This is a genomic window from Ktedonosporobacter rubrisoli (assembly GCF_004208415.1).
GTDB classification, from domain to species: Bacteria; Chloroflexota; Ktedonobacteria; order Ktedonobacterales; family Ktedonobacteraceae; genus Ktedonosporobacter; species Ktedonosporobacter rubrisoli.
Genome location: NZ_CP035758.1, coordinates 9,104,833 through 9,116,357, shown reverse-complemented (window position 1 = coordinate 9,116,357; position 11,525 = coordinate 9,104,833). Strand labels below are relative to the sequence as shown.

The following is an 11,525-nucleotide window of genomic DNA, read 5'->3' as shown; positions in this document are numbered from 1 at the left end:
AGTTATACCTTCTCTGCAATAGGCCGTCCAAAAATACCTTCGGGGCGGACGACGAGAAAGACGACAAGCAAGCCAAAGGCAAAAACATCTCTATACTGCGAGCCATTTGGAATAGCGATAGTACCGAACACCTCTAGAAAAGCCAGCAGGTATGCTCCCACCAGAGCTCCATAGATGTTGCCAAGTCCGCCTAACACGGCTGCAGTAAAGCCTTTAATCCCAGCTATGAAGCCCATGTCAAACTGAATAGAGCTGTAGTACATACCACTCATCAGGCCAGCTATGCCGCCCAGAGCTGAGCCAATAAAGAAAGTTACAGCAATAACCACATTGATATTTACCCCCATTGCCTCCGCCATTTCCGCATTCTGGGCAATGGCGCGCATACCGCGTCCAAAGCGCGTATGAGTTACTAGCAAGTGCAGAGCTAGCATGAGTATCAGTGCGAGTAATACAATAAAGATCTGGGTATTCTGAACGATAACGCCACCGATCATAAACGAAGTGGCCGGTAGTATCGCAGGAAAAGATTGGGGATTAGCTCCATTTGGATAGAGTAGAAAAACGGCTTCACGTAAGATAATCGCACAACCCAGCATCGCCACCAGGCTGGTAAGATGCGGGGCCTTGCGCAAGCGGCGCAAGACCAGGCGCTCAAGAAGGATACCAAGCGTTCCACAGGTTATAATAGCCGCGAGTAAAGCAATCAAGAGCGTGAATGGGTAGGGCAGATTGCCCCACCCGCTTGCATTGAGCGCATTTAAAACAATCAGGGAGGCAAATGCGCCTACCATATAGACATCGCCTTGAGCAAATTTAATAATCTGCAGAACCCCGAAGAAAAGGGTGAAGCCCAGCGCGATCAAGGCATATAAACTTCCTTGCGTAATACCATTTACCAATTGCTGCAGCATATCGGCTCACTCCTTAAAAACTCTCACTATGCCTGGGCTAATCAGTTGAAGGCATAGCAGGTTGTTTCTCGTAGAGTACCCACTTTCCATCTTTGACTTCATAGATCCAATTTTGTTCAGGCTGCAACTGCCCATTAGCACCGATACGCACTTTTCCAAGAACGCTGGAAAAATCCTTAATCGAGCGTAAAGCATTAATGAATTTGGCCCTGGTTGTGCCACCTCTTTTAATCGCCTCTACAACTAGCTGTCCTGCCACATAACCATAAATGCCGAAGGTCTCATAAGGCTCCTTAAAACCGGCATTCGCATAAGCGTCCATAAAGGCTTTACCTCCAGGGTAGAGCTCCAGCGGTTGTGTTAAGCCCGAGGCAAATGTCCCTTCAGCAGCCTGAGAAGTGGCGACCTTAATAAAGGTGTCGGACCACATACCAGTGCTCCCCAGGAAATAAGCATCCATCCCCAGCTCTTTCATTTGTAAGCGGAGCAGGCCACCTTCTGTGGTCAATCCACCAAAATAGATCAGATCGGGCTTGCTAGCTTTAATCTTAGTAAGCAGTGCTCTGAAATCCCTATCTCCTACAGCAATGCTATCGATGCTGAGAATCTTCACTCCTTGCTTCGCAACGTCAGTGCCGAACTGTTCACGCAACGACTGACCGAAATTTGTTTTATCATCAATGAGAGCAACATTTTTTACTTTCAGAACATTAACCGCAAAGGCTGCCGCACTCTCGCTCTGAAAGGTATCATCGGTTGGAAGGCGAACAATCTCCCGAAAACCACTTTTGGTGATGTGATTGTTTACAGAACCAGGATTAATCACCGGAAGATTGAGTTGATGATATTTGGGAATAGTTGCCAGCATTACCGGACTGTTGTAGTGGGCAATAGCAGCCAGAATACTTTGATCTGAGCCAGCTTTCGTAGCCGCTTCTATTCCACTCTCGGGCTTAGACTCATCATCCATCTGTACTGTCTGAATAAACACTCCTGGAATGCTATGAGCAGCATTTGCCTGGTTAATCGCCAGTTGAGCGGCATTACGCAAACCAAGGCCTAGCGCGGCGTTAGGGCCGGTAAGAGGGAAAATAAGAGCAACATTTATTGTCGTTACGCCTTTAGCTCCTGGACCACTACACGCAACTAATAGACAAGAGAGGGCCAAGAACAAAGTAAAGAAAGCTCTAGATCGGCGATACTGCATACATATCTCCTTTTCCTGGCAAAAATACTATTCATTCTGATATCCGGCCATCACGGGCCGAAGATTATAGCCATATTGCATTAGAAAAACTGCTTTTTATATCTCTTCTCCATCTGCTAACTTCATACCAATTTCTTACTACCAAGAGCTTCATAAGCATCTAGATTATAAGCAGCTTTACCTATCTTAACCTCAATATACTACAATACAATTATAATAGCCATGATTAGCTATAGATTTCTTATCTCTTTTCTCAGTTACCGGCAATATCTAAGCAAAATACTAGCTCTTATATTTAAGAAAAATAATACTATCTAATAAATATTTAAGATAGTTCTTCTTCACTTTATGGCAACTTACTGGCATCGTAGTGATCTCAATCGCCTCACTGAGTAGGGATTAGCTGTATGCAGGATGGCATTTGCCTCTCTATAGCGGGATTTTGGCATTAGTGCTTAACCTTATTCTTTGCGCCATATGCTCACCACTCGCATATATGTTGGGGATTCCTGACGGGGAGAACGAGATAAGTACAGAAGACTTTGAAGAGCATCCAGGCCTACAATCCCGACTGGCAGCCACAAAAATAGGCCCGACAACAACACTCAAGAGACAAGAAACAATTTCCAGATAATAGAAACTTTGTGGGCTCGCATACCGACACAGCTATACCCGGCTTGCGAGCCCATTGGTCTTGTATCTCTTTTCCGTTAGTAAATTTTGATATTCCGGGACAGACATGCTAATTATACCTGCGCCCTATACACATGTGACACTAATCCCAAGTGCACGATAAGGCTCCAGCAGTTCATCTGGGACCGTCTGCTCAGTAATAATCTCAGTCAAGTCGCTCATAGGGCCAATGATGTAAGGGCCGGCGGTATTCAACTTTTCAGGTGCCACCAGGGCAATAACCTCAGCAGCACGAGCCATCATTGTGCGCTGAACATGCGCCTCCTCAAGATTTTCTCCACTAATGCCAATTTCAGGATGCACACCACATATGCCCGGCAAATAGAGATCAGCCCGCACCATATGCAAGGCTTCGATAGTAGCAGCACCCAGGGCAACAATAGCTGATTTATTGATTCTCCCTCCAAGTAGCACAACTTCTACATGTGGATGATCGGCTAGCGCAACCGCAACGGGAGGACTATTAGTAATCACAGTCGCATGTAGCTCTGTTGGAATATGCTGTGCTACCTGCAAGTTAGTTGTTCCACCATCAATTAGAATGACTTGCCCATTGCGGATCAACTGAACAGCAGCACGAGCCATAGCCGATTTAGCGGCTACCGCTTGCTGCTGACGGGCAGCGAAATTGGGGATTATCGGCGGATAGGGAAGCGCACCACCATGCACACGTTGCAACAAACCTTCAGCGGCAAGCTCCCGCAGATCACGTCGGATGGTATCTTCCGAAGTTCCTAGCTCCTCGCTGACCTTCTTAGCAACTACTTTCCCCTCTTCCTGCAGGATTCTCAGAATATATTGACGTCGCTCAGCCGTAAACATATCTGCACCTCAGATCATCTTTATTCTTACACGAATCTACGCAGATTCATTGATATTTAACACGATTATACACGAATAGCCTTGACTTTGCACGAAATTACCAGTATCATCTTAAATGTGCATAGCTTAGCAAAGTCGAGCGAGTTCTCTTACTAGCAGAACTCGCTTCAGCAACTCTCACTAGCTCCAATCGGCTAGCGCTGAGGTCCTGCGTTCCGCAGGAAGCAAGCAGGTAGAAGGAGATACTCTTTAAAATGACACAATTTCACTGCGATGCTATCTTATTTGACCTTGATGGAGTACTTGTCGATTCAACAGCACTGATCGAACATCACTGGAATCTATGGGCAAAGCGCCACGGCTTGAATCTACAAGAAATTTTGGCCATCTCTCATGGCAGACGCAGCATTGATACAATCCAAATGATTGCCCCTTTTCTATCTGCCGAAAGTGAAGCGCGCCTACTAGAAGATGCTGAAGAGAAAGACACCGAAGGTCTTGTCGCCTTGCCGGGAGTAGCTCGGCTGCTTAACACGCTCGACCCGCAACGCTGGGCGGTGGTAACATCTGGCACGCCAAACATCGCCACAAATCGTCTACGAGCTACGGGATTGCCTCTACCTGCAATATTGGTCACGGCTCACGATGTAACTCATGGCAAGCCCGATCCCGAAGGATATCTGAAAGCTGCAAATCTTCTAGGCATACCCGCGCATAAATGCCTGGTTATCGAAGACGCCCCCGCCGGCATCCAGGCCGCTCATGCAGCGCATATGCAAGCAATAGCGGTTTCAACGACACATGCGCCTGAGGCCTTACAAGTGGCAGAGGCTTGCATACCCTCTCTAGAAGCGCTGAATATTAGCAAAAGTAGCGCATCAACCATCATGATTACGCTTACTGAGCACTGCGGCAGCAGCAAGTATTAGACAGCATATATTTTTTCTTGTTCCTTCTTCCAGTTCAGGTGGACATTCTCTCTCTGGTCCACCTGAACTTTATTACTGATCTGATCTGACAAGCTTATTCAGCAAGAATTCCCACCAACAAGATAGATAGGCCAGATCTACAAACCACTGAATAGCTTAACTTAGCCCTTCGCGCCGTGGCGCTATCATAGCAAACGAGCTATTTCCGATGCTTGATTGAGGGCTTGCAGGGCTTGTCATAAGTGTCTGTGAGACCGAGGGGATAGGTGCTACTGTGCAGACATTTGCTGGCTGGTTCTGGGTGGCCGCACAGATAGCAGCTGTGAGATAATTTGCAGCCCCTAGAATATTTTGGGACACCTTCGAGGTTGGATCAGAGAGCTGGTCAGCAATCTTCTTTTGCGAAAGTCCAGATAAAACATCCGGGCTATAAAGAGAAGTCGCCGTATAACGCTCAGCAATGTTCATAAAGGGAAAGCCTGTTATCTTGTAGTGATTCAGCAGTTGCTGCTGTTCAGGGGTAGGCGTCAGCACCGTTTTACCGTCGCGGTCCTGAACCTCCAATGGCACAAAATCAATATAGTTGCTGCTATACTGACTCTGGTGGAAACTAAAGGTTGCTGTATTTGGATAGACGTCACTTCCTGAAGAGGTTGTTTCGGGCAGCTGCTTGAAAGTGCCAAAGCGGCTGAGCGCAACAACCACGGACCAGCGGTCAGCTGCGCAATAAGGACACCATTCCGCTCCATAATAGAGGAGCTGGGGTTTGCCACTTGGTCCATTTAAGATAGGCTGGTTACCCGCTACAGGCTGCATAGGATTTTGCACCCCGCCGGTCCCAACATCTGCCAGGGCGCTCTGCTTCACGCCCGTGACTTGCTGGAGGACTGCCGGGTCCGTTGGTCCGATTACGCCGGCATTACTTTGCTGATTCGAGATCAAGACAAATATTCCTATAATTACGGCGATAGCGACCACAATACCCCCAACCCAAAGCCAGGGCTTTGTGCTCGACGTGCGCTTACGCGCTTTTCTACGAGCTACTTGTCCAGGTGTTAACTTACTGTTTTCTATTGCAGAGCGTTCATTGCGCCGGCTCTGTACACGCACCTGGTCGCTTCTTTGAGGTGCCATAGATTCAGTATTTCGGCGTTTCTTCTTAGCCATACATCGCCCCTCTTTACTTCTTTGATACTGCTTGTTGCTGGATAGACAGCCCAAGATGATGTCCACTATCCTTATTAAGATTATAGCAACTTACATATGTATAGTTACTCCCATAATCTTATCTATCATACCATCGGTCTGGCTAACTTTATCAGCTTTTGCCCAGGAAGTCCTATGCCTGAGATAGATACGCTACAGCAGAATTCAATATTAAAAAAGATTATATCACGGCCTTCAGAGAATGAGCACAAATAATCTGTTCAAATACTACTTAAGACTAAACTGATCAACAAAAAGACAAATAGATTTATAATTGCATCCCCCCACTCCAGGATAATGCAACATATACAATCCGGCTCACAGTGCGCACTCTTCAGGCATCCATAAACATGGAAGGACATCCCTCAAGAGAAGAAAGCATCTATGGAGAATGCTATCACCATTTAGAGATTCTCTTCCTGCTTTACTGGCGGGAGCTCGCTTTCAAGCCAGCCATGTTCTTCGCGGAATGGCACTCCCTGATACTGGGCTTCTTCCTGCGTCAGATAGGGAAGAAGATGGCCATGAAGAGGCTGATTCGCCTGGAAACGTTTAAGATTATCCCAGGCGCACTCGTGCATCAAGCGCATAGCCACCAAGGGGTCAGCAAGTTTCCCTTTCAGAGAACTTAATAATTGCTCTGCATACATATGCTCGTCTTGTGATTGATAGTGCTTTCCAACCAGCCGGGATAGGGCAAGGAGATCATCGCCCTGCACAAGTCCCAGGTGTTCGCTCTGAAGGGAGATGCGCAACGCCTGGGCAAGCTCGCTATCAAGGGCCGCAATATTTAATTCAGTATCGTCCGCCATGCCTCTATTATTCAAATTTCCCGAACCAATGGTGCACCAGGCATCATCGATGACTGCAACTTTTGCATGAACATAAATCGGACGATACAGCTCCCTACCTTGCTCATGCATCGAGGTTCCCAGACAGAAGGCCTCCAACCTTCCCTCATCAACAGCCTCGGGCGCTTCAGCGCGCAGGCGGGCCAGTCCCTCATCGCTAAAGGCACGGCCTACATTAGGATGGTCGGGTAAGATAAGCGTTGCCGCCGCGCCATTGCGCAGAGCCTGCCCCAGATTGTTGATGTTTTGCTCCATTTCCAGACTATCGGTGCCAGCAAATGGGAGATCGATGCCAAAGAAGGCATGAAGCCAGAAATATTGATTTTCCAGGTAGATGAAACGTCGGATATTTTGGGTTGCCTTTTGATAGACCTGAGCGATACCGCGGATAATGGAGGGCGGGAAATGATAAGTGTGTTGCGGAATAGTACGCACCACCTGCACAATACTAGGGGAATCAACCTCAGGAGGAATGGGATGCGCTGGAATCAGGAGCTCTTTAGACATCCTATGGTGTTCGACCACATCATTCCAACGCTGACGGAAGTTTGTCTCAACATCGGCCGCGGCCGGTCCCTCGATGAGGGTATGAGCATCGTGCCAGGGATGAGGTGTCGTCTCCTGACTGGTACGGCGCAGGGGAGTGGCGAAAGGATGATCAGGCGTATCCCAGCGATCAAATTCCCCCTCTTTTTCTATCAGCGGATCAACGCCTCCTACAAACGCGTAGTTTCCATCAACGACGGAAATTTTTTGATGCAAGGATTCAATGGGATGATGGAGAAGCCCTTCCGAGCTATCATCGAGGATACATGTGATACCTCTCTCGGCAAGCTGGCGCTGCGCTTCGGTAGGGTTGTAGTGAGAGAAGAGATTGCTACATTTCCAGAGCAACACTTTCACCTCTACGCCCTTGCCGACCGCGTAAGCAAGCACATTTTGTACGGAGAGAGGTTGTCCTCCCATCCAGTAGGCGATATCCGCTTCCGTCAAGCCTTCAGCGCGCAATGCTGTAACCAACTTTTCTTGTTCTCCTGGTTTCCCCAGATGATCTGTACCCCGCACAAGTTCCATTCCAGGCGTCATACCCCAGTTTGCCAGATAGATATATCTGCGAGCCTTTACAAAATAGCGGCACATCGTAAGCATAGTTGCCTGTCCGTCAATGAAATAGGTGACGCGTGATTTCGTGCGAACAGGCGCATCTCCTTCCGCCCACCAGTGCTCTTGAGGGTTATTCGTCTCTGCTTGCATGGCATTCCTTCCTCCGGGTTCTCATTTGCTTTATCCATAATAGCGCATTCTCGCTGTAACGTGAAGGTAGAGATAAGCATATCAGAACTTTTCAGTTCTGGTTTTGCGCCGCCCGGCAGCAGAGAAGAGGAGGGAAAACGGAGCCCAGAAGAGATTTTCCATGCTCTTTCACGAACATGGGGGCAGAAGATCTAACTTCCGCGTAAAAAGAAGGCCATCGCACTAAGGGTGACTGGCCATGTCTTGAGGTTGCATGTTGTACTACGCATGATGCCTGGAATAACTTGTAGCTTTATCAGGGGCCTGGCAAGGATTGCCAGGCCTTCTCTTTGCTCTATCTAACGGGAATCTGGGAAGCTGAGCCATCTGGATCTCCACCCAAGTAAGTGCACGCCAGGCTTGTAGAACCTTAGATCAGCTCCAGATAGCGGCGCCGTTCCCAGTTGGTAACCGCCTTTTCGAACTCCTTGACTTCCCAGCGGCGGGTCGCCACATAATGCTCTACAAGATCTGATCCTAGATATTCCCTGGCAACCTCGCTCCGCTCCAATAAATCGGTTGCCGCAGTGAGATTGCGGGCTAGCGGTCGAATATGCCCCGCCTCAATTGCTTTAAGTATTGTGGCTTCATCATAAGCATTCCCGGCCAGGCGCGAAGGCAGCTCTAATTTGCGCTCAATACCATAGAGCCCGCTGGCCAACATAGCCGCAAAGACGAGATAGAAATTAGCATCCGAACCCGGCACGCGATTCTCAAGGCGAATTGCCCGCGCACCATTATTGATAACCCGCACCGCACAAGTACGATTATCCATGCCCCAGGTGGTATTAAGTGGAGCCCAGGTTCCCTCAATATAACGTTTATAAGAATTGATAACGGGAGCATACAAGACCATAAGCTCAGGGAGCTTCTCCAGCACACCGGCCAGGAAATGACGCATCGTCTCGGACATATGCCCTTCTGCATTCTCTTCCCAGAACAAATTACGCTCCCTATTGCGATCCCACAGGCTCATATGCGAGTGCCCACTGCTGCCATCTTCCTGGTCATTCCATTTGGCCATAAAAGAGACAGTAAAGTCCTTTTGATGACAGATCTCTTTCGTCCCATTCTTGAAAAGCATTGTCTGATCAGCCGCCGCCAGGACATCGGCATAACGGATATTCATTTCATACATACCCGGGCCATGCTCGCGATTATAACCCTCGATCTCAATACCATAGTCGCGCATCATGCTGGCAACGCTACCGAGCAGATGATCGTCAGCGCTAGCCTGGCTAATGGAGTAGCAATTCATACCTGGATTCAGCGGAGTGAGATTTGGGCCAAATTCTTTTTCGCGCAGTGAAACCTGATTCTCTCGAAAATAGCGGCATTCTAGCTCGGCAGCTGCCATGGGCTCATAACCCATAGCTCGCGCACGCTCAACCAATGTTTTCAGAACATAGCGCGGCGAAACTGTCACTGCTTCGCCATGCTCCGTCCAAAGATCGCAGACACAGGAGGCAACCTTGTTCTCCCAGGGAACTAAGGCAAAAGTAGAGAGATCTGGTTTCATCACAATATCAGCGAACCCACGTTCCCAGTTGCTTACTTTAAGGTTAGGGAGCACATTCTCGGCGATATCCCAACCAAAGAGCACATCACATTGCGCAAAACCATCGGCAAGAGAATTAAGAAAGAAGCGCGATGCTACACGTTTGCCACGATATACGCCTTCGATATCAGGAGCCCCCACCTTGACATACTCAACTTTCCCTTCGGCAATGAGCTGCTTCACCGTCTCTAGATCCATGAATAGCTACATCCTTTCTCAGTTAACATGTACAATGCGCCTTTACTGTCCACAGTTATATCAGCTATTGCCATCCTTCAGGCGAAAAACGCAAATTCTCTAACCGCAGTTTTTTAGCATCAAGGTTAAATACACATCTTCTAAGTCCAAACGTGGGAGAGCAGCCGAGATACCTAGCTCTCAAGAATTTGCCTTATTTGCCGAACGTAACTGTATAACAGAGATTTTCCAAAGATCTCAGCTTGTATCCAGATAAGAAGAGATTAATGAATGTTAGCAGAGTAGCACGCAAGATTGGCTGCCGTCAAGAGCAGTGCATCAAGCCTGGCAGCAAAGCACAGAACGGAAACATCCAGCAGGATAAACCCTGGATAGATCTTTCCCTATTGATAACCATTACTTTTGACGCATTCGGCGAATGTGTCTTTCTCTACTCCCTCCTTCCTGCTTCCTTCCTCTATACTATGCTCGTGTCTTGAAGACAAGGCACTTTCCATTAATGCCAGTATCACGCAGAGAGACAATTTTTCTGGGCAGAAAGCAGGAGAACATTTATGACCTCTACACTACCTCATGAACATGTGGCCTTGCGCAAGCTCATATGGGTTGGACCGCTGACAATTGTTACCACGATCATCGCCAATCTCATCATTCGCGCCATCGCAGTCTCGGTCTTCGGGATTTCCGCGACATTTCAGGCCTTTCAAGCGCCCTCGATCATCGGCGGCATCATCGTCTACTTGTTGTTTGCGTTGCTAGCTTTTGTGTTAGTCAGCCGCTTCGCACAACGCCCGATCCGGTTCTATCGTATACTTGCATTCTTTGCCCTATGCATCTCGTTTCTCACTCCTATCATGGCCCTATCCGGTCTGCTGCCCACCCCAGGCATGACCCTCTCCATTTTCTTGACAATGATAGTAATGCATATTGTTTCTGCCATCATCGTTGTCGCTTTGTTGACCACGCTGACGCGCGCATAACGCGTACAGCTATCAGCCATACCTGGCAAGGTGACAAAAATTGGCTCCAAAGAGCTCCGAGCCAAACGAGAGGGTGTGTAGGTACCAATTCGAAGAGACCTCCAGTCTCGATATAGGGAGCGTTGACAGGCATCGCTCCCACCAGCCATAATGAAACACACTACGATACCCAATTCCGAAGAGAGGCATATCCATGACCGATTTAATCCGTATCCTGCTCTGTGAGGACCAGACCCTCATGCGTCAGGGCCTACGTACCATCCTTGAGCTTGAGCCAGGTTTTCAAGTTGTAGGGGAGGCAGTTGACGGCGAAGAGGCTGTGAGCCAGTATAATCAACTGCGCGCTGTGGATAACGGTCCTGATATTGTGCTCATGGATATTCAAATGCCACGTATGAGTGGCGTGCAGGCGACTGCTGCGCTTACAACCAGCGACTCTGCCGCACGTGTGATTATCCTCACCACCTTCGATTACGAAGATTATGTGTTTGATGCCATTAAGGCAGGTGCCATGGGGTATCTCCTCAAAGATGTACCTGCCGATGAACTGATGGCAACTATTCGCCAGGTATACGCTGGTGAGCCTTCCATCCAACCCAAGATCGCCAACAAACTCCTTATCGAATTTGGACGTAAAGGCCGTTCCGCTGCCGGAACAGCCCGCTCGCCACAGCAAGAAGAGCTGAGTCCGCGGGAGATCGAGATTCTCAAACTACTTGCGCAAGGGGCAAGTAATCGCAGAATTGCTGAGAAACTTGTTCTCGCTGAGGGAACCGTCAAAAACCATGTCTCGAACATCCTGAGCAAGCTCCACACGGAGAATCGCACTCAGGCCGTCTACCTGGCACGTGAGCGCAAGCTACTCTAAAGAAGG

10 protein-coding genes are annotated in these 11,525 nt (G+C 48.5%); 4 read left to right on the top strand and 6 right to left on the bottom strand.

Annotated features, from left to right (window positions below):
* Positions 1-2: 2 nt before the first annotated feature.
* The 3 genes from EPA93_RS39410 to EPA93_RS39400 form a co-directional block, all read right to left on the bottom strand.
* On the bottom strand, positions 3-914 hold the full coding sequence (locus EPA93_RS39410) for a branched-chain amino acid ABC transporter permease (RefSeq protein WP_129892779.1): 912 nt from the start codon (positions 912-914) through the stop codon (positions 3-5).
* A 37-nt stretch (positions 915-951) separates the two neighbouring features.
* Entirely contained in the window at positions 952-2,121 is a 1,170-nt protein-coding gene (locus tag EPA93_RS39405) for a branched-chain amino acid ABC transporter substrate-binding protein (RefSeq protein WP_129892778.1), read from the bottom strand.
* Between the two features lie 759 nt (positions 2,122-2,880).
* Positions 2,881-3,636 carry a DeoR/GlpR family DNA-binding transcription regulator gene (locus tag EPA93_RS39400; RefSeq protein ID WP_129892777.1) on the bottom strand — a complete coding sequence of 252 codons (756 nt, stop codon included), beginning with the start codon at positions 3,634-3,636 and terminating at the stop codon, positions 2,881-2,883.
* Between the two features lie 254 nt (positions 3,637-3,890).
* Here EPA93_RS39400 and EPA93_RS39395 point away from each other — a divergent pair, with 254 nt between their 5' ends.
* The gene (locus tag EPA93_RS39395) at positions 3,891-4,565 is read left to right on the top strand and encodes an HAD family hydrolase (RefSeq protein ID WP_129892776.1); all 675 of its coding nucleotides are present in this window, start codon (positions 3,891-3,893) and stop codon (positions 4,563-4,565) included.
* Positions 4,566-4,721: 156 nt separating this feature from the next.
* Here the strand turns inward: EPA93_RS39395 and EPA93_RS39390 are convergent, their stop codons facing one another.
* The 3 genes from EPA93_RS39390 to EPA93_RS39380 all read right to left on the bottom strand — a co-directional run bounded on the left by EPA93_RS39390 (position 4,722) and on the right by EPA93_RS39380 (position 9,671).
* Complete coding sequence (locus tag EPA93_RS39390; RefSeq protein WP_129892775.1) at positions 4,722-5,732, bottom strand: DUF929 family protein; 1,011 nt, start codon at positions 5,730-5,732, stop codon at positions 4,722-4,724.
* Between the two features lie 443 nt (positions 5,733-6,175).
* The gene (locus EPA93_RS39385) at positions 6,176-7,876 is read right to left on the bottom strand and encodes a phospholipase D-like domain-containing protein (protein WP_129892774.1); all 1,701 of its coding nucleotides are present in this window, start codon (positions 7,874-7,876) and stop codon (positions 6,176-6,178) included.
* A 409-nt stretch (positions 7,877-8,285) separates the two neighbouring features.
* A complete protein-coding gene (locus EPA93_RS39380; RefSeq protein WP_129892773.1) occupies positions 8,286-9,671 on the bottom strand; it encodes a glutamine synthetase family protein in 1,386 nt (461 codons plus the stop codon).
* Positions 9,672-9,937: 266 nt separating this feature from the next.
* Here EPA93_RS39380 and EPA93_RS39375 point away from each other — a divergent pair, with 266 nt between their 5' ends.
* The 3 genes from EPA93_RS39375 to EPA93_RS39365 all read left to right on the top strand — a co-directional run bounded on the left by EPA93_RS39375 (position 9,938) and on the right by EPA93_RS39365 (position 11,519).
* Positions 9,938-10,150: a hypothetical protein gene (locus tag EPA93_RS39375; RefSeq protein ID WP_129892772.1), complete on the top strand. Its 213-nt coding sequence runs from the start codon at positions 9,938-9,940 to the stop codon at positions 10,148-10,150.
* A gap of 75 nt (positions 10,151-10,225) precedes the next feature.
* The gene (locus tag EPA93_RS39370) at positions 10,226-10,651 is read left to right on the top strand and encodes a DUF6069 family protein (RefSeq protein WP_129892771.1); all 426 of its coding nucleotides are present in this window, start codon (positions 10,226-10,228) and stop codon (positions 10,649-10,651) included.
* Between the two features lie 193 nt (positions 10,652-10,844).
* Positions 10,845-11,519 carry a response regulator gene (locus tag EPA93_RS39365; protein WP_129892770.1) on the top strand — a complete coding sequence of 225 codons (675 nt, stop codon included), beginning with the start codon at positions 10,845-10,847 and terminating at the stop codon, positions 11,517-11,519.
* Positions 11,520-11,525 lie beyond the last annotated feature (6 nt).

What these genes read in the sequence shown, in the direction of transcription:
- EPA93_RS39410 (WP_129892779.1), bottom strand. Translation starts at nt 914, where the DNA reads ATGCTGCAGCAATTGGTAAATGGTATTACGCAAGGAAGTTTATATGCC.
- EPA93_RS39405 (WP_129892778.1), bottom strand. Translation starts at nt 2,121, where the DNA reads ATGCAGTATCGCCGATCTAGAGCTTTCTTTACTTTGTTCTTGGCCCTC.
- EPA93_RS39400 (WP_129892777.1), bottom strand. Translation starts at nt 3,636, where the DNA reads ATGTTTACGGCTGAGCGACGTCAATATATTCTGAGAATCCTGCAGGAA.
- EPA93_RS39395 (WP_129892776.1), top strand. Translation starts at nt 3,891, where the DNA reads ATGACACAATTTCACTGCGATGCTATCTTATTTGACCTTGATGGAGTA.
- EPA93_RS39390 (WP_129892775.1), bottom strand. Translation starts at nt 5,732, where the DNA reads ATGGCTAAGAAGAAACGCCGAAATACTGAATCTATGGCACCTCAAAGA.
- EPA93_RS39385 (WP_129892774.1), bottom strand. Translation starts at nt 7,876, where the DNA reads ATGCAAGCAGAGACGAATAACCCTCAAGAGCACTGGTGGGCGGAAGGA.
- EPA93_RS39380 (WP_129892773.1), bottom strand. Translation starts at nt 9,671, where the DNA reads ATGGATCTAGAGACGGTGAAGCAGCTCATTGCCGAAGGGAAAGTTGAG.
- EPA93_RS39375 (WP_129892772.1), top strand. Translation starts at nt 9,938, where the DNA reads ATGAATGTTAGCAGAGTAGCACGCAAGATTGGCTGCCGTCAAGAGCAG.
- EPA93_RS39370 (WP_129892771.1), top strand. Translation starts at nt 10,226, where the DNA reads ATGACCTCTACACTACCTCATGAACATGTGGCCTTGCGCAAGCTCATA.
- EPA93_RS39365 (WP_129892770.1), top strand. Translation starts at nt 10,845, where the DNA reads ATGACCGATTTAATCCGTATCCTGCTCTGTGAGGACCAGACCCTCATG.